Source organism: Rhodoferax sp. U2-2l (assembly GCF_020594515.1).
Taxonomy (GTDB): domain Bacteria; phylum Pseudomonadota; class Gammaproteobacteria; order Burkholderiales; family Burkholderiaceae_C; genus Rhodoferax.
On sequence record NZ_JAJCTH010000017.1, the window covers coordinates 45,417 to 61,649 of the forward strand.

Genomic DNA, 16,233 nt, shown 5'->3' on the forward strand with positions numbered 1-16,233 from the left:
GAGCGCCCTTTGATTCTGCCTGAAGCGGCAAAAGACCCGGACTCAGGCCGGTTTGACCAGATCGGCGTTGCGCAGGCGGATGTGCAATTCGCGCAGCTGCTTTTCGTCCACCAGCGATGGAGCCTGTGTGAGCAAACACTGGGCACGCTGGGTTTTCGGGAAAGCGATCACGTCGCGGATCGACTCGGCGCCGGTCATCATGGTGACGATGCGGTCCAGACCGAAGGCCAGACCACCGTGCGGCGGGGCGCCGTATTGCAGCGCATCGAGCAGGAAGCCAAACTTGAGCTGGGCCTCTTCGGGGCTGATCTTGAGCGCATCAAACACTTTTTGCTGCACATCGGCACGGTGAATCCGCACCGAGCCGCCGCCCATTTCCCAGCCATTGAGCACCATGTCGTAGCCCTTGGAGATGCACTTGCCCGGGTCGGTGACCATCAAATCTTCGTGCCCGTCCTTCGGCGCGGTGAAGGGGTGGTGCACCGCCATCCAGCGGTCGGACTCGTCGTCGTACTCAAACATCGGGAAGTCCACCACCCACAAGGGTGCCCAGCGGTCTTCGAACAGGCCGTTGTTCTTGCCAAACGCGCTGTGGCCAATCTTGATGCGCAAGGCACCGATGGCGTCGTTGACGATTTTTTCCTTGTCGGCGCCAAAAAACAGCAAGTCGCCGTTCTGGGCACCGGTGCGTGCCAGCACTTCGGCCAGCGCCTTATCATGCAAGTTCTTGACGATGGGGCTTTGCAAACCGTCGCGGCCTTTGGTGATGTCGTTGACACGGATATAAGCCAGGCCCTTGGCGCCGTAGATCTTGACGAACTCGGTGTAAGCGTCGATCTCCCCACGGCTGATGCCGCCAACTTCCTTGGAGCCACCCGGCACCCGCAGCGCCACCACACGGCCACCCTTCATGTTCGCGGCCCCCGAGAACACCTTGAAGTCCACATCCCCCATGACGTCGGTGAGTTCGGTGAATTCGAGCTTGACACGCAAATCCGGCTTGTCGGAGCCGAAGCGCAGCGCCGCTTCCTGGTAACTCATCACTGGGAAGTCGCCCAGGTCCACGCCCAGGGTGTTCTGGAAAACGTTCTTGATCATGCCCTGGAACAGGTCGCGGATGTCTTCCTCTTCCATGAACGAGGTTTCGATATCGATCTGGGTGAACTCGGGCTGGCGGTCCGCGCGCAGGTCTTCGTCACGGAAACACTTGGTGATCTGGTAATAACGATCGAACCCCGCCACCATCAACAACTGTTTGAACAGTTGCGGGCTTTGCGGCAGGGCAAAAAAGTGGCCGTCGTGCACCCGGCTGGGCACCAGGTAGTCGCGCGCACCTTCGGGCGTGCTCTTGGTCAACATCGGGGTTTCGATATCGACAAAACCGTTGGCATCGAGGAACTTGCGCACTTCCATCGCCACGCGGTAACGCAGCATCAGGTTGTTTTGCATGTAGGGGCGACGCAGGTCCAGCACACGGTGCGTCAGACGGGTGGTCTCACTGAGGTTTTCCTCGTCGAGCTGGAACGGCGGTGTGACAGAGGGGTTGAGCACCTTCAGCTCATGGCACAGCACCTCGATCTTGCCGCTTTTCAGGTTTTCATTGACGGTGCCGTCCGGGCGCGCACGCACCAAGCCCTTGACCTGGATGCAGAACTCGTTGCGCAAGTCTTCGGCCACCTTGAACATCTCGGCGCGATCCGGGTCACACACCACCTGCACATAACCTTCGCGGTCACGCACATCGACAAAAATCACGCCACCGTGGTCACGGCGACGGTTGACCCAGCCGCACAAAGTCACGGATTCACCCAACAGGGCCTCGGTCACCAGACCACAATAATGAGAACGCATTGCCATAAACTGCTTTCAGAGTTCGCCACCATGGGCGAAAAGTTATCAAAAAATTTATTTGGGGGGTGCGATGCCGGCACCTGCAGGCGCCACAGAACCCATCGAGATCACGTAGGTCAACGCCTCGTCCACACTCATCTTGAGTTCAATCACATCCGCGCGCGGCAACATCAGGAAAAATCCGCTGGTGGGATTCGGGGTGGTCGGCACGTACACACTGACAAAATCGTTGCCCAGATGCTTGGCAACCTCACCGGTGGGCGAACCCGTCTGAAACGCAATCGTCCACGACCCGGCACGCGGGTATTGCACCAGCAAGGCCGTGCGAAACGCGTTGCCGTTGCTGGAAAACAAGGTGTCAGAAACCTTCTTGACACTGTTGTAGATGGACTTGAAAACCGGAATCTTGGCCAGCAGCCGGTGCCAGTGACCCAGCCACCAGCGGCCCGCCACATTCGAGACCAGCGCGCCAGTGATCAACAAACCACCAAACACCAGCACCACACCGAGCCCGGGAATGTGCTTGAGCTGCTCCCAAAATGCCGTCATCGAGTCCGACGTGACCGCTTGCAGCGCGGTCACCAGACCCAAGAAAATCCCGTCCAGCAAACCCATCAGCCACAGCAGTACCCAGATGGTGATGGCCAGGGGCAACCAGACCAACAGACCGGTCAGCAGGTATTTTTTAAACGACACGGGCACTTTCAGTCAGTGATCAGGGGTGGCAGGCACAAGCCGCACCGCAGCCGCCCGATGCCGCCGGTGCTTCAGCGGGTTTGGCGGGTGCTGCTGGTGCGGTGGTGGTCGATGCACCGCCGTCAGCGGCGGGCGGCGCAACCGCGGCAGCCGCAGCGCCGGCATTTGCGCCTTTGAAATCCGTGGCATACCAACCCGAGCCTTTGAGCTGGAAGCCGGCAGCAGTCAGCTGTTTGGCAAACGTGGATTGACCGCAACTGGGGCATTCCGACAACAAAGGGTCGGAGATTTTTTGCAACACGTCCTTGGAAAACCCGCAGGACTCGCATTTATAGGCATAAATTGGCATGGTGTTTATATCTCTGGGGAAAGAGTCGCAAAGCCTGCGATTATAAAGTGGACCGACTAAAACAGCCGTATCCGCACCAGGATCTGCAACAGCACCAGACCGAGCACAAACCCCACGCCGCCATACACAATCGCCGACAGCAGGCGGTTGGTTCTCTTTTGCTCCAGCAACAGCGCCTGGACATCGTCCTGGCGACCACGGCTATTGGTTTGCAGGAACTCCACCAGCAGGCGCGGCAACTCGGGCAACAGCTTGGCGTAGCGCGGACCTTCGTTGCGCAACTGGTCAAACAGCTTTTTGGGACCGACCTGATCCAGCATCCACTTCTCCAGAAATGGTTTGGCCGTGTTCCACAGATCCAGGTCCGGATCGAGCTGGCGCCCGAGACCCTCAATGTTGAGCAACGTCTTTTGCAACAGCACCAGTTGCGGCTGGATCTCGACCTGAAAGCGCCGCGAGGTCTGGAACAGGCGCATCAACAGAAAACCCAGGGATATCTCTTTGAGCGGCCGGTCAAAGTAGGGCTCACACACCGAGCGGATGGCCGATTCGAGCTCGTCCACCCTCGTCGATTCCGGCACCCAGCCGGACTCAATGTGCAACTCGGCCACACGCTTGTAATCGCGCCTGAAAAACGCCGTGAAGTTCTGTGCCAGGTACTCCTTGTCGATCTCGGTGAGGGTACCCACGATGCCGAAATCGAGCGAGATGTAACGCCCAAATGTGGCGGGCTCCAAACTGACCTGGATGTTGCCCGGATGCATGTCGGCGTGAAAGAAACCGTCGCGAAACACCTGGGTGAAAAAGATGGTGACCCCGTCGCGCGCCAGCTTGGGGATGTCGACCCCGGCGTCGCGCAGGCGCTCGACCTGGTTGATCGGCACACCGCGCATGCGCTCCATCACCATCACGTCGGGCATGCAGAAGTCCCAGAATATCTCCGGGATCAGCACCAGATCGAGATCGGCCATGTTGCGGCGCAGTTGCGCAGCGCTGGAGGCCTCACGGATCAGGTCCAGCTCGTCGTGCAGGTACTTGTCAAACTCGGCCACCACCTCTTTGGGTTTGAGCCGCTTGCCATCGTCTGACAGGGTATCGACCCAACCCGCCATCATGCGCATCAGGTCCAGGTCCTTGTCGATCACCGTCAGCATGCCGGGGCGCAACACCTTGACCGCCACATCGCGAAGGTGGCCGTCCCTGTCTTTGATGACCGCAAAGTGCACTTGTGCGATGGACGCACTCGCCACCGGCTCATGCTCGAACGACACAAAAATATCTTCCAGCTTGCGCTTGAAGGCCTTTTCGATGATGCCAACCGCCACCTCGCTGGGAAAGGGCGGCACCCGGTCCTGCAACCGGGCCAACTCATCCGCAATGTCAACGGGCATCAGGTCACGCCGGGTGGACAACACCTGGCCGAACTTGACAAAAATGGGCCCCAGGCTTTCCAGCGCTTCCCGAATACGCTGCCCGCGCGGTGCGCTTAAGTCGCGGCCCCAGGACAGAGTGTGCGCCAACCGCTTGAGCCACGGCGCCTTCTGGCTGGACAGCACCAGTTCATCCAACCCATGGCGCAACAACACCCAGAGGATGAAGGCACTGCGAATAACCCGCCTCATCTGGCGGCTTGACCGGGAACGAAGGTCGATGCCTTGCCGGCAAATTGGCGCACTGCCATGACCATGTTCAGGGTCCACTGGCACATCACACGCGCGGGCACATCACCCAGGATGCGGGCCAGGTCTTCCTCAATGTCCCAACGCACATGTTCGGTGAGCCAGTTGATGTCAGCGGCCAGTTGCACGTCGCCTTCAATGCGCACGGCTGGCTTATCACCCCGCAAGGCGGCCTGCGCCAGGGCCAGGGGAGATTCTTCGATGGCGGTCAGAACCAGGTCGGCCTGCGCCCCGGGCGCTGCCAGGTCGAGCAGGCCTGCAGGCGTGGCCTGCAGCTTGAAGGAAAAGGCCCGCCACTGCACCAGTACCACCCGGCCACTCTGTCGCGCCAGGCGCACCGTGGCCTCGGTTTCCTGCATGAGCACGTGGTTGAGCAGCAGAACGATGCGGTGCTGCGCCTCGGACACCGCCCAGTCAGGCGGAGCGAGTTTGGGAAGGGGAAGTTGCTGGAGGAGACCCTCCAGAAATGAAAAAGGGGACTGTGTTGCCATAGTCCCCGATTATTCCTGAATTTTGAAGCAGAACCTTATTGCAAGGCTTGAACCCCTGCAACCAACCAGCCGCTTTGACCGCTCTTGGTTTTGGTCATGTTCCACACTTCGCGGAACGGTGCCGGGCCGGATGACGGCTCTTCACGGATCATGCCGGAGAACTCGACGCTGGCCATGTAGTCGGTGCCCAGGTCTTCGATGCCCAACAAATGCGCCTCGATCATCACCACCTCGGTCAGGTTGACCGGGCCACCGGTGTGCACCTCACGCTCGGCCAGCTGGGCCTGGATTTCTTTCAGCATGGTGTCGGTCATCATGACACGCAACGCCGGAATGTCAGACTTGTCCCAAGCCGCCTGCAGCGACACAAAATTCGCCTTGGCCGACTTCAGAAAACCTTCCGTGTCAAAACCAGCCGGAATGCCCCAGCTCTGCGACCCGGACAGGCCGGAACCAATCATGGACCCGGTCGCTGACCCGGCGCCAGCCATGCCTGCGCTATCAAACGCGGTGTTGGTGCGCTCCCAAGGGCGCGCCGACGCATCGTTGCCGACGTTTTCCGGCCGGTAGCTCGCAGGTGTGGGGGCCTGACCCGCTGCGCCTGCGCCCTGGAAAGCGAACGGTGACGCCGGGCGGGCGTTGCCCTGGTTTTTGCGGGACCGCATGAACCAGCCAACCGCCATCATGATGACCAGGGCCAGCAACGCAAACATCATGAACTGCGCCATTTCTTCACCAAAACCCAGCGAACTGGCCAACCAGGCCAGGCCCAGGCCAGCGGCGAGGCCACCCAACATAGCCCCCCATGGTTTCTTCGGTGCAGCCGCTGCCGCACCCGCTGCCGGGCTCTTGACTGCGGTGTTGGCGGCGCCTGGTGCAGGGGCTGCCGGGGGAGGTGTTGCCTGGCGCTGCGTCACATTGCTGGACTGTTGCCCAAACGACTTGCCACCACCCATACGTTTGGCGGCTTCAGCCTGACCGGCGAACAGTGCCACGCTCATTGTCAAAACCCAAAGCCACCTTTTCATAACGTCTCCTGTTTTTTCAAAAAAATTTCATTGATGCGGGTCAACATTTGATCCCGACATGCAAGGCTACCAGACCCCCGGTCAGGTTGTGGTAATCGACATGGCCAAAGCCACTAGACTTCATCAGGGTTTTGAGCTCTTCCTGGCTGGGGTGCATGCGGATCGATTCGGCCAGGTACTGGTAGCTGGCCGAATCGCCCGCCACCCACTCGCCCAGTTTGGGCAAGATGTTGAAGGAATACCAGTCGTAGGCTTTCTCCAGCGGCTTGGCCACTTTGGAAAACTCCAGCACCAGCAGTTTGCCGGCCGGCTTGAGCACCCGGTTCATCTCCTTGAGCGCCACATCCTTGTGCGTCATGTTGCGCAGGCCAAACGCCACGCTGACCAGGTTGAAGTGGTTATCGGGGAACGGCAGCTTTTCGGCATCACACACCAGCGTGGGCAAAAACACCCCCAGGTCCACCAGCCGGTCACGCCCCGTGCTGAGCATGGCTTCGTTGATGTCGGTGTGCACCACGCAGCCTGACTTGCCCACTTTTTTCGAAAAAGCCAGCGACAGGTCACCCGTGCCGCCTGCAATGTCCAGCACATGGTCACCCTCCTTGAGGTTGGCCACCATCACGGTGTAGGCCTTCCAGGCCCGGTGCAGGCCCATCGACATCAGGTCGTTCATCAAGTCGTATTTGGGCGCCACCGAGTCAAACACGCCTTTGACATGGCTGGCTTTTTCGGTCTCGTCGACGTTCTTGAATCCAAAATGGGTAGTGCTCATGGTGTTGATGGGGTCGGAGGTGAGGGTTTCGGGGGTAGATAAAGACAGATGGCTCGATTATCCCTGTCTGCGTCCGCGCGCATCGGCAGGCGGCCAGACTTGGTGGCCACACCGGCCAAGACTCAAGGCGCTTCGATCAGCGCCTTGACAGCAGCGAGTTGTCGGCGCGAAACAAACAGCGGCTCGCTGACCCGGTCCAGCCGCACCGCCCAGCCGTCACCCTCGTTGGGGTCGCGGTATTTTTCCAGCGAGCGCACCGCGTGGCGCGCAACCAGCGCGTTGCGGTGGATGCGCAGGAAGCGGTTGGCGTGACGAGTTTCCAGGTCATTCAACGAGCCTTCCAGGATGTAGCTGTGGCTGGCGGTGCGCACGGTGAGGTATTTCAGCTCCGCCTTCAGGTACAGCACTTCTGAGAGCGGCAGCCGCTCGGTCCGGCCACGCTCCTGGATCACCAGCACGTCATCAGCGACAGCCGTCTCGGCCCCCCTGTTTTTGGCGGTTAAACGCTCTGCTTTTTGCAGTGAGGCCTGCAGCCGCTCCAGCCGCACCGGCTTGGTCAGGTAATCCAGCGCCTCCAATTCGAAGGCCTGCAAGGCGTGTTCGGTGTGCGCGGTGACAAACACCACCGCTGGCGGCTGGGGCAGCGCGCGCAGGTTTTGCGCCAGCATCAACCCGTCACCGCCGGGCATGTGGATGTCGGCCAGTACCACATCCACCGCCTGGTGCGCCAGGCACTGCATGGCCTGGGCGACGTTGGCCGCCTCACCCACCACCAGCGCACCCGGCGCGGTGCAGTCGGCCAGCAGGCTTTTCAGGCGCGAACGCGCCAGCGCTTCGTCATCCACGATCAACACGCGCAAGGCCATCAGACCACCTCCCCTTGTCTCATACCGGAACCTCGACCCTGACCTGAAACACGCCGTCTTTCATGCCATAGTGAAACCGCCCCTGCACGTCGTGCAGCAGGCTCAGGCGCTCGCGCACATTGTTCAAGGCCAGGCCGTGGCCCTTAGAGAGGTTCTGTGGCTCCGGCCCCACCGTGTTGCTGACCTTGATCACCACCGTCGAACCACGCCGTTGGGTACTGACCCGGATGCGTGCGCCCTGGGCACTGGGCTCGACCCCGTGTTTCACCGCGTTCTCCACCAGCGGTTGCAGCAACAAGGGCGGCAGGCGGGCGCTGGCGGCCTTGTCGTCGATGGACCATTCCACCTGGATGCGGTCACCAAACCGCACCTGCTCGATGGCCAGGTAGCGCCGCGCCAGCGCTATTTCATCGGCCAGGGTCACACTTTGGTCTTGCTCGGCCAAGGCGTAGCGAAACAGATCGCTCAGGTCTTCCAGCAAACGCTCGGCCTGGCGCGGCTCGGCACGCACCAGCGCAATGGCGCTGTTCAAGGTGTTGAACAGAAAATGCGGCCGGATGCGCGCCTGCAATTCGGCCAGCCGGGCGGCGGTGGCAGCAGGCGTTGTGCCCTTGGCACGCAACACCAACGCCGCCACCAGCACGGCCGACAACAGCGCCCCGCTGAAGGCACTGGCCCACCAGGGCGCCACCTCCAGCAAGCCCATGAACCACAACACACCACAACCATACACACCCGCCAGCGCGCCCAACACCACGCCAGCCACCTGCTGAAAGACCGGCGTCAGGCGTGCCAGGACTTTTTTCAAACTGCACGCGGCAATCAGCCACACCAGGGTGGCGGGCAAAGCGGCACCGGTGATCAGCGACAAGCGGGTCAGCCACTGCAACGCATCCGCCGCGCCAAACATGGCCACCACCCCCACGACACTTTCGACAAACAGCACCGCACGCAGCACCACCCCCACATGGCAGGCATCAAACACCAGCGAGTCCGTTGCAGCGGGCAAAGGCTCGCTGCCAAGTGGCTGCGAAGTCGTTTCCTGGAAGACCGATAAAATTTGCGAATCTTTCATTGACCAGAGGATGGCGGGGGCTTTGGATGTTCCGCCGCCCATTATTGATGATTCCCGGTCAACCACCCTCTACAAACGCCACGGCGCTGCTACCTCATGAGTCATAACCAATTCGACAAAAAATCCCAGGCCTGGTCGGCACTTTTTTCAGAACCCATGAGCGATCTGGTCAAGCGCTACACCTCCAGCGTGTTTTTTGACAAGCGGCTGTGGCAGGCGGACATCGCCGGCAGCCTCGCGCATGCCGAGATGCTGGCGGCCCAGGGCATCATCGGCGCGCAGGACCGCGCCGAGATTGAACGCGGCATGGCGCAGATCACGTCAGAGATCGAATCAGGGCAGTTCGAGTGGAAGCTGGACCTGGAAGACGTGCACCTGAACATCGAAGCCCGCCTGACGCAGCTGGTGGGCGACGCCGGCAAACGCCTGCACACGGGTCGTAGCCGCAACGACCAGGTGGCGACCGACGTGCGCCTGTGGCTGCGCGGGGAGATTGACCTGATCACTGGCCTGCTGACTGATCTGCAGAAGTCCCTGCTGGAAGTGGCCGAGAAACACGTCGACGTGATCCTGCCCGGCTTCACCCACCTGCAAGTCGCCCAGCCCATCAGTTTTGGCCACCACATGCTGGCTTACGTGGAGATGTTTGCCCGCGACGCTGAACGTATGGCAGACGTGCGCCGCCGCGTCAACCGCTTGCCGCTGGGCGCTGCCGCGCTGGCGGGCACCAGCTACCCGCTGGACCGCGAACGTGTCGCCAAAACGCTTGGCATGGTCAACGACCAAGGCCAGCCCCAGGTTTGCCAGAACAGCCTGGACGCGGTGAGTGACCGTGATTTTGCGATTGAATTCACCGCCGCCGCGTCGCTGTGCATGGTGCACATCAGCCGCTTGAGCGAAGAGCTGATCATCTGGATGAGCCAGAACTTCGGCTTCATCCACATTGCCGACCGCTTCACCACCGGCAGCTCGATCATGCCGCAGAAGAAAAACCCCGACGTGCCCGAGTTGGCGCGCGGCAAGACCGGCCGCGTGGTGGGCCACCTGATGGGCCTGATCACCCTGATGAAGGGCCAACCGCTGGCCTACAACAAAGACAACCAGGAAGACAAGGAGCCGCTGTTTGACACGGTGGACACCTTGAAGGACACGTTGCGCATCTTTTCCGAGATGGTGGGCGGCCAGGTCAACCCTGAAACCGGCCAAAAAGAAGGCGGCATCACGGTCAACGCCGAGGCGATGGAGCGCTCCGCCCTCAAAGGTTACGCCACCGCCACCGATCTGGCTGACTACCTGGTCAAAAAAGGCCTGCCGTTTCGCGATGCCCACGAAACCGTGGCGCATGCCGTGAAAGCCGCCATCTCACACCAGGTAGACCTATCAGACCTGCCACTGGCAGTGTTGCAGGGTTTCAACCCGCGGATTGAGAAAGACGTGTTTGACGTGCTCAGCCTGCGCGGCTCATTACACGCACGCGACGTGCTGGGTGGCACCGCACCCCGGCAGGTGCGCCTGCAAATCGCCCGCCACCAGCAGCGGCTGGCCTGATGGTCCGACCGCCACTTGACCGCGATCCCATCGGCAAAACCCGTCTGCGGTCTAATGCGCCCGCACAGACCGCGGCCTTCGCGGCGCCTTCCCTTGACCTTTTCTTCTGCACACCATGACCGACGCCCCTGACGACCACACGCCCCCGCCCTACAACTGGCAGCTGCAGCGTTGGCGCCTGGGCGCCATCTTCAGCCTGATTTTGCTGTCCATCGCCGTGGCCACCCTCTTCAGCATGCAAGAGCAGTTCAAGGCGCAAATGACCCACATGCAGACCAAGCTGAAGTCGGTGCCGCAAATCAAATACATCGCGGTGCTGATGGATGACCAGCACCTGCCAGCGCAGCTGATCACTTTTGATCCGCAGGATGGCCGCCTGCAGATCCAGCGCCTCAACGACACCATGGAAGGGCGCGACGACAGCATGCAACTGTGGGCGCTGGATGACAGCGGTCGCCCGTTGTCGCTGGGCGTGCTCACGCCCAAGCTAAAAACCGCGCAGTTGCCGGTATCGGACAGGATCCTCTCCCAGGCCGTCGGGCTGGCCATCAGCGTGGAAGCGCGCGGCGGTGTGGAAAACGGCCAACCACCGCGCCTGCCTTACCTGTACACCGGCACGCTGATCCAGAAAGCGCTGTAACGCAGCCACGGGCGGGGCGTTTCCCTCATTTCTCTCTCAATCTCGAACCGCGCCGTTGGGCGCAACCAACCAAGGAAAATCAGTCATGGGCGCGCAGTGGAAAGCAAAAGGCAAAGAATTGGCAGCCAATGCCAAGGGGCGGGTATTTGGCAAATTGTCCAAGGACATCATGCTCGCCGCCCGTAGCGGGGCCGACCCAGCCGCCAACTCGCGCCTGCGCCTGCTGGTGGAGCAGGCCCGCAAAGCCTCCATGCCCAAGGACACGCTCGACCGCGCCATCAAAAAAGGTGCGGGCCTGACTGGCGAGGCGGTCAACTTTGAACACGTGATTTACGAAGGCTTTGCCCCGCACCGCGTGGCGCTGATGGTGGAGTGCCTCACCGACAACGTCAACCGCACAGCGCCCGAGATGCGGGTGTTGTTCCGCAAGGGCCAGTTGGGCACCTCCGGTTCGGTGGCCTGGGACTTTGACCACCTCGGCATGATCGAGGCCGAACCGGCCGTACCCGGCGCAGATGCAGAGGTAGCCGCTATTGAAGCCGGAGCGCAAGACCTGGAACCCGGTGACGAAGAGGGCACCACCCTGTTCCTGACCGACCCGACCGACCTGGACCTGGTCAGCCGCGCCCTGCCCGCCCAAGGCTTCACCGTGTTGTCGGCCAAACTCGGCTACAAACCCAAAAACCCGGTCGACCCGGCCAGTCTGAGCGCCGAACAGCTTGAAGAGGTGGAAGCCTTTCTGGCCGCCATCGACGCCAATGATGACGTGCAAAACGTCTACGTTGGTTTGGCAGGTTAAGGATGAAAAGCCAAATTGACCATCTGGTGATTCTTGCCCAGACCCTGGACCAGGGTGTGGCCTGGTGTGAAGCCACGCTGGGCGTCACGCCCGGCCCGGGCGGTGACCACCCGCAGTTTGGCACCCACAACCGCCTGATCAAGATCGCCACGCCCAAGTTCCCCTTGGCCTACCTTGAGATCATCGCTATCAATCCAGAAGCTAAAAGCCAAGGTGAAACAAGGGCTAAACGCTGGTTTGACATGGATGAAACGGCCCTGCAGGCCGCCGTGGCCGTGGCGCCGCAGTTGGTGCATTTTGTCGCCCAGACCGACGAGTTACAGGCCGGGCGCACTGCGCTCAAAGCCCTGGGCATCGACCGTGGCCCGGCGCTACAGACCAGCCGCCATTCGCGCAAAGGCCTGCTGCAATGGCAGATCACCGTGCGCGACGACGGCCAGCGCCTGTTTGACGGCGCGCTACCCAGCCTGATCCAGTGGGGCAAACCGGACGCCGCCGAGCCGCTGCGCCTGCACCCACGCAACAGCCTGCCACGCTCCGGCGTCGCGCTGCAAAGTGTGGCGGTGACCCACCCGACCGCCGCCAAACTGCAAGCGGCGTATGAGGCCATCGGGCTGACAGGTGTCACGGTAGCCGATGGCCCGGCCAATATCACCGTCACCCTGAACACGCCCAAAGGTCCGGTGACGCTGCAGAGCTTGGGTGTTTAACCCGCTTGGCGCGTAACACGCTGGGCCGCAGTCGCACAGGCCTGCCTGTTGCGTCGACACCATGAACGGCAAAAACCTTCTTTGCCGGGGTGGATGCACCCGTTACGATGGTCAGAACTTCCCTTCTTGGACAAGTGGATGACCAGTTTGACCGGCCTATCGTGGCACTTGGTTGCCGTTAGCCGCAACCTTCACGGGGCGTGGCTTGCTTGGGGCGAGGAAGTAAATTTCATTCGTTAGGTGCCACTAGTAATATGCGCTGCCTCTTTTGCAAGCAAGACTCCAGCGGGTCAAAAAGCGTGGAGCACGTTGTTCCAGAGAGCCTGTGGAACACGCAGCATATTCTTCCGAGGGGAGTCGTCTGTGATTCTTGCAATAACTACTTCGCACGAAAAGTCGAAAAGCCGTTCCTTGATTCGCCAGCAATTTCTCGCCTGCGGTTCACTCAGGTAATCCCCAATAAAAGAGGGCGTGTGCCCCCAAGTGAAGCCCTCCTCTTGCCAGGATTCCCTGTCGTCGCGTATCGCGAGGCTTCAACCCCATACATCCTTTCACTTCAGACATCACCTGAGGCTCTCAACCATATTGCAAACAACAAGAGGAGCACCCTTCTCCTTCCAGTCACTGCAAAACCACCTGAAAACCGAACCGTTTCCCGCTTCTTGGCCAAAATGGCTATCGAGGCAATGGCTCTACGCCTACTTGAACAGCCAGATGGCATTTCGTATCTCATAGATGAGCCTCAACTGGATCCGCTTCGCAACTTTGTCCGCCGTGGTCAGCCTCAAGAATGGCCACATCACGCTCGACGCATCTATGACACCGATCGAGAACTGCTGGACTTGGACGGCCATTCATACCAGACGGTGCACGAGTTCGACTACCTCGTAACGAAAAAGCAAGAGTGGTACTTCATCTTTGCCCTGTTTGGGCTGGAACTTGCTATCAACATTGGGGGACCAGAAGTCGACGGCTATTTGGAATGGCTCCGAGAAAACAAGGAAAGAAGCCCGCTCTACTCTGGGAAGAACGCGCCGTGACGCCTAAGTGGGCACTCAAGCGTTGAGGCTGTCAGAAAAGGGCTTCTGCCACGACGTTTTCCATGAATCCAATAAAGGAGATCGCAAACACGGCCCGCTACCAACGCCACGCCCACAACAGCCCGCTGCTTACAGAGAATCAAACTTCATAGCTACTAGCCCTTATAAATCCAAGGCTAGAGGCCAATTTTCCTTATAAACCCTCAGGCTGTTGCACCCAAACCTGGACGAAGCGGCGACACATCCTCGGCCCGCACACCCAGCGCCGCCAAGGCCGCTGGCACCGGCAGCCTCTGCACCAGCGCGGTCGCCAGCTCACCCATGGCGGGTGCGGTCTGGATGCCGTAGCCGCCCTGCCCGGCCAGCCAGAAAAAGCCCGGGGCATCCGGGGCAAAACCCACCACCGGCGTTTTATCGGCCACAAAGGAACGTAAACCGGCCCACGAGCGTTTGATCTTGCGGATCTGCAGCGTGGTCACGGTCTCGACCCGGTCTACCGCGATCGCCACGTCCAGTTCTTCAGGCTGCACGTCCTGCGGATTTACCGGGTCTTCGTTGGCGGGTGAGACCAGCAGCAGCCCGGCATCGGGCTTGAGATAGTAGGTTTCCTGCAGATCAATCACCATCGGCCAGGCGCTGGAGTCCATGCCCGCTGGCGTTTCGCAGGTGAAGGCGGTGCGCCGTTTGGGCTGCAGCCCCACCGTGGCCACACCGGCCCGTTGGGCCAATTCGTCACACCAGGCGCCCGCCGCGTTGACCAGCACCGGCGCCCAGAAGGCGCCCGCAGGCGTATCCACACGCCAGCCACCCGCCTCGCGCGTGACCGCCTGCACCTGGGCATCACACACCAGCTTGGCACCCGCCGCTTTGGCACCGCGCAAAAAACCCTGATGAATGCCGTGCACGTCCATGTCCATGGCGTCGGGCTCATAGATGCCAAATGCGGCAAACTCAGGCCGGAGCACCGGCACCCGCTGCAGCATCTCGGCCTGCGACCACCACTGCACATTGGGCACCAGCGCCTGCATGGCCAAAAACCGGGCGCGCAGCACCTCCTCGTCCTCTGGCGTGCCCACAATCAGTGAACCACGCGGCGTCACCAGCGGATACGGCGAAAAACCCGCGGGCGGCTGCCAATAAAATGCCTTGGCCGCCGTGGTGATGGCGCGCACGGTGGCATTGCCGTAGGTTTCCGAATACAAGGCGGCCGAGCGGCCGGTGGCATGGTAACCAGGCTGAGACTCCCGCTCCAGCACCGTCACCTGCCGATGCGGCGCCAGAAAATACGCCGCGGAGGCCCCCGCCATACCGGCACCCACCATAAGAACGTCTGTTTTTTGCATTGCTTCACCTTTGTTAAGACACCCAACGCGTGCCTGACATTTTTTCACGCCCGCAGCCCTACATTTCAAGCCCACCCAACCGGCGCCACCGTAACATGCTCAGCCATTCAAGGAGCCCACTCTCATGCCCGTGATTACCCACATTGAAGACCTGCGCATTTTGGCCAAAGCACGCGTACCGCGCATGTTTTACGACTACGCCGACTCTGGCTCATGGACCGAGAGCACCTACCGTGCCAACTCGGCGGATTTTCAGGCCATCAAGCTGCGCCAGCGTGTGGCCATCAACATGGAAAACCGCAGCACCGCCAGCACCATGATCGGCCAGAAAGTGGCCATGCCGGTGGCGATCGCGCCCACCGGCCTGACCGGCATGCAGTGTGCCGACGGCGAGATCAAGGCCGCCAACGCGGCCAAAAAGTTTGGCATCCCGTTCACGCTGTCGACCATGAGCATCTGCTCGATTGAAGACGTGGCCAAAGAAACCGGTGGCCACCCGTTCTGGTTTCAGCTGTATGTGATGAAAGACCGCGACTTCATCGAGCGCCTGATCGACCGCGCCAAAGCCGCCCACTGCTCGGCGCTGGTGATCACGCTGGACCTGCAAATCCTCGGCCAGCGCCACAAAGACCTCAAAAACGGCCTGTCGGCCCCGCCCAAACTCACCGTGCCGAACCTCATCAACATGGCAACCAAAGTGCGCTGGGGCCTGGGGATGCTGGGAACCAAGCGCCACGGCTTTGGCAACATCATCGGCCACGTCAAAGGCGTGGAAAACATGGGCAGTTTGAGCGAGTGGACCGCCAAACAGTTTGACCCGGCCCTGAGCTGGGACGACGTGGAATGGATCAAGAAGCGCTGGGGCGGCAAACTGATCATCAAAGGTATCCAGGATGTGGAAGACGCGCGGCTGGCGGTCAACTCGGGCGCTGACGCCATGATCGTCAGCAACCACGGCGGGCGCCAGCTGGACGGCGCGCCTAGCTCCATCAGCGCCCTGCCCGCCATCGTCGACGCCGTGGGCAAGGACATCGAGGTGCACATGGACGGCGGCATCCGCAGTGGCCAGGACGTGCTCAAGGCGCGTGCCCTGGGCGCCCGCGGCACCTACATCGGCCGCGCCTTTTTGTACGGCCTGGGCGCGATGGGCGAAGCAGGCGTGACCAAAGCGCTGGAAATCATTCACAAAGAACTCGACCTGACCATGGCTTTTTGCGGCCACACCCACATCGACAACGTGGACAAAGGGATTTTGCTGCCGGGGACTTACCCGACCTGAGTATGTATAAAAATCAAGCTCTAACCCTTATTCAGTAAGCGCTAGTAGCTATTGCCAATATAGCATC

Annotated in this window: 16 protein-coding genes and 1 pseudogene; 6 read left to right on the plus strand and 11 right to left on the minus strand. The window is 60.8% G+C overall.

The window, feature by feature from the left end; genetic code table 11:
• Positions 1-42: 42 nt before the first annotated feature.
• The 9 genes from aspS to LHU53_RS15450 form a co-directional block, all read right to left on the minus strand.
• Entirely contained in the window at positions 43-1,857 is a 1,815-nt protein-coding gene (gene aspS, locus LHU53_RS15410) for an aspartate--tRNA ligase (RefSeq protein WP_227333554.1), read from the minus strand.
• 48 nt (positions 1,858-1,905) lie between these two features.
• On the minus strand, positions 1,906-2,547 hold the full coding sequence (locus tag LHU53_RS15415; RefSeq protein WP_227333555.1) for a DUF502 domain-containing protein: 642 nt from the start codon (positions 2,545-2,547) through the stop codon (positions 1,906-1,908).
• A 19-nt stretch (positions 2,548-2,566) separates the two neighbouring features.
• Positions 2,567-2,896: an FmdB family zinc ribbon protein gene (locus LHU53_RS15420; protein WP_227333557.1), complete on the minus strand. Its 330-nt coding sequence runs from the start codon at positions 2,894-2,896 to the stop codon at positions 2,567-2,569.
• A 56-nt stretch (positions 2,897-2,952) separates the two neighbouring features.
• The gene (gene ubiB, locus LHU53_RS15425) at positions 2,953-4,518 is read right to left on the minus strand and encodes a ubiquinone biosynthesis regulatory protein kinase UbiB (protein ID WP_227333558.1); all 1,566 of its coding nucleotides are present in this window, start codon (positions 4,516-4,518) and stop codon (positions 2,953-2,955) included.
• Positions 4,515-5,066 (minus strand): hypothetical protein, encoded by a 552-nt coding sequence (locus LHU53_RS15430; RefSeq protein WP_227333560.1) that lies wholly within the window; start codon positions 5,064-5,066, stop codon positions 4,515-4,517. The genes ubiB and LHU53_RS15430 overlap by 4 nt, the downstream gene beginning before the upstream one ends.
• 35 nt (positions 5,067-5,101) lie before the next feature.
• Positions 5,102-6,094, minus strand: a complete 993-nt coding sequence (locus tag LHU53_RS15435; RefSeq protein ID WP_227333562.1) for a Tim44 domain-containing protein — start codon at positions 6,092-6,094, stop codon at positions 5,102-5,104.
• Between the two features lie 40 nt (positions 6,095-6,134).
• A complete protein-coding gene (gene ubiE / locus LHU53_RS15440; RefSeq protein ID WP_227333564.1) occupies positions 6,135-6,866 on the minus strand; it encodes a bifunctional demethylmenaquinone methyltransferase/2-methoxy-6-polyprenyl-1,4-benzoquinol methylase UbiE in 732 nt (243 codons plus the stop codon).
• A gap of 122 nt (positions 6,867-6,988) precedes the next feature.
• Entirely contained in the window at positions 6,989-7,732 is a 744-nt protein-coding gene (locus tag LHU53_RS15445) for a LytTR family DNA-binding domain-containing protein (RefSeq protein ID WP_227333565.1), read from the minus strand.
• Between the two features lie 19 nt (positions 7,733-7,751).
• The gene (locus LHU53_RS15450; RefSeq protein ID WP_227333566.1) at positions 7,752-8,807 is read right to left on the minus strand and encodes a histidine kinase; all 1,056 of its coding nucleotides are present in this window, start codon (positions 8,805-8,807) and stop codon (positions 7,752-7,754) included.
• A 96-nt stretch (positions 8,808-8,903) separates the two neighbouring features.
• On the opposite strand from LHU53_RS15450, the gene argH reads away from it, so the two are divergent.
• The 4 genes from argH (at position 8,904) to LHU53_RS15470 (ending at position 12,504) form a co-directional block, all read left to right on the plus strand.
• A complete protein-coding gene (gene argH / locus LHU53_RS15455; protein ID WP_227333568.1) occupies positions 8,904-10,355 on the plus strand; it encodes an argininosuccinate lyase in 1,452 nt (483 codons plus the stop codon).
• Between the two features lie 115 nt (positions 10,356-10,470).
• A complete protein-coding gene (locus tag LHU53_RS15460) occupies positions 10,471-10,995 on the plus strand; it encodes an anti-sigma factor domain-containing protein (RefSeq protein WP_227333570.1) in 525 nt (174 codons plus the stop codon).
• Positions 10,996-11,080: 85 nt separating this feature from the next.
• Positions 11,081-11,794 (plus strand): YebC/PmpR family DNA-binding transcriptional regulator, encoded by a 714-nt coding sequence (locus tag LHU53_RS15465; RefSeq protein ID WP_227333571.1) that lies wholly within the window; start codon positions 11,081-11,083, stop codon positions 11,792-11,794.
• A 2-nt stretch (positions 11,795-11,796) separates the two neighbouring features.
• The gene (locus tag LHU53_RS15470) at positions 11,797-12,504 is read left to right on the plus strand and encodes a VOC family protein (RefSeq protein ID WP_227333573.1); all 708 of its coding nucleotides are present in this window, start codon (positions 11,797-11,799) and stop codon (positions 12,502-12,504) included.
• 7 nt (positions 12,505-12,511) lie between these two features.
• On the opposite strand, the pseudogene LHU53_RS19895 reads toward LHU53_RS15470, so the two are convergent.
• A pseudogene (locus LHU53_RS19895) lies at positions 12,512-12,619 on the minus strand (IS110 family transposase); the annotation flags it as partial.
• 139 nt (positions 12,620-12,758) lie between these two features.
• Here LHU53_RS19895 and LHU53_RS15475 point away from each other — a divergent pair.
• Positions 12,759-13,544 (plus strand): HNH endonuclease, encoded by a 786-nt coding sequence (locus tag LHU53_RS15475; RefSeq protein WP_227333574.1) that lies wholly within the window; start codon positions 12,759-12,761, stop codon positions 13,542-13,544.
• Between the two features lie 203 nt (positions 13,545-13,747).
• Here the strand turns inward: LHU53_RS15475 and LHU53_RS15480 are convergent, their stop codons facing one another.
• On the minus strand, positions 13,748-14,887 hold the full coding sequence (locus tag LHU53_RS15480; RefSeq protein ID WP_227333576.1) for an FAD-binding oxidoreductase: 1,140 nt from the start codon (positions 14,885-14,887) through the stop codon (positions 13,748-13,750).
• Positions 14,888-15,011: 124 nt separating this feature from the next.
• Here LHU53_RS15480 and LHU53_RS15485 point away from each other — a divergent pair, with 124 nt between their 5' ends.
• Entirely contained in the window at positions 15,012-16,166 is a 1,155-nt protein-coding gene (locus LHU53_RS15485; RefSeq protein WP_227333577.1) for an alpha-hydroxy acid oxidase, read from the plus strand.
• The last annotated feature ends 67 nt before the right edge of the window (positions 16,167-16,233 follow it).

Bases quoted from the DNA above. Each gene is read 5' to 3' on its own strand.
- aspS (WP_227333554.1), bottom strand. From the start codon at position 1,857: ATGGCAATGCGTTCTCATTATTGTGGTCTGGTGACCGAGGCCCTGTTG.
- LHU53_RS15420 (WP_227333557.1), bottom strand. From the start codon at position 2,896: ATGCCAATTTATGCCTATAAATGCGAGTCCTGCGGGTTTTCCAAGGAC.
- ubiB (WP_227333558.1), bottom strand. From the start codon at position 4,518: ATGAGGCGGGTTATTCGCAGTGCCTTCATCCTCTGGGTGTTGTTGCGC.
- LHU53_RS15430 (WP_227333560.1), bottom strand. From the start codon at position 5,066: ATGGCAACACAGTCCCCTTTTTCATTTCTGGAGGGTCTCCTCCAGCAA.
- LHU53_RS15435 (WP_227333562.1), bottom strand. From the start codon at position 6,094: ATGAAAAGGTGGCTTTGGGTTTTGACAATGAGCGTGGCACTGTTCGCC.
- ubiE (WP_227333564.1), bottom strand. From the start codon at position 6,866: ATGAGCACTACCCATTTTGGATTCAAGAACGTCGACGAGACCGAAAAA.
- LHU53_RS15445 (WP_227333565.1), bottom strand. From the start codon at position 7,732: ATGGCCTTGCGCGTGTTGATCGTGGATGACGAAGCGCTGGCGCGTTCG.
- LHU53_RS15450 (WP_227333566.1), bottom strand. From the start codon at position 8,807: ATGAAAGATTCGCAAATTTTATCGGTCTTCCAGGAAACGACTTCGCAG.
- argH (WP_227333568.1), top strand. From the start codon at position 8,904: ATGAGTCATAACCAATTCGACAAAAAATCCCAGGCCTGGTCGGCACTT.
- LHU53_RS15460 (WP_227333570.1), top strand. From the start codon at position 10,471: ATGACCGACGCCCCTGACGACCACACGCCCCCGCCCTACAACTGGCAG.
- LHU53_RS15465 (WP_227333571.1), top strand. From the start codon at position 11,081: ATGGGCGCGCAGTGGAAAGCAAAAGGCAAAGAATTGGCAGCCAATGCC.
- LHU53_RS15470 (WP_227333573.1), top strand. From the start codon at position 11,797: ATGAAAAGCCAAATTGACCATCTGGTGATTCTTGCCCAGACCCTGGAC.
- LHU53_RS15475 (WP_227333574.1), top strand. From the start codon at position 12,759: ATGCGCTGCCTCTTTTGCAAGCAAGACTCCAGCGGGTCAAAAAGCGTG.
- LHU53_RS15480 (WP_227333576.1), bottom strand. From the start codon at position 14,887: ATGCAAAAAACAGACGTTCTTATGGTGGGTGCCGGTATGGCGGGGGCC.
- LHU53_RS15485 (WP_227333577.1), top strand. From the start codon at position 15,012: ATGCCCGTGATTACCCACATTGAAGACCTGCGCATTTTGGCCAAAGCA.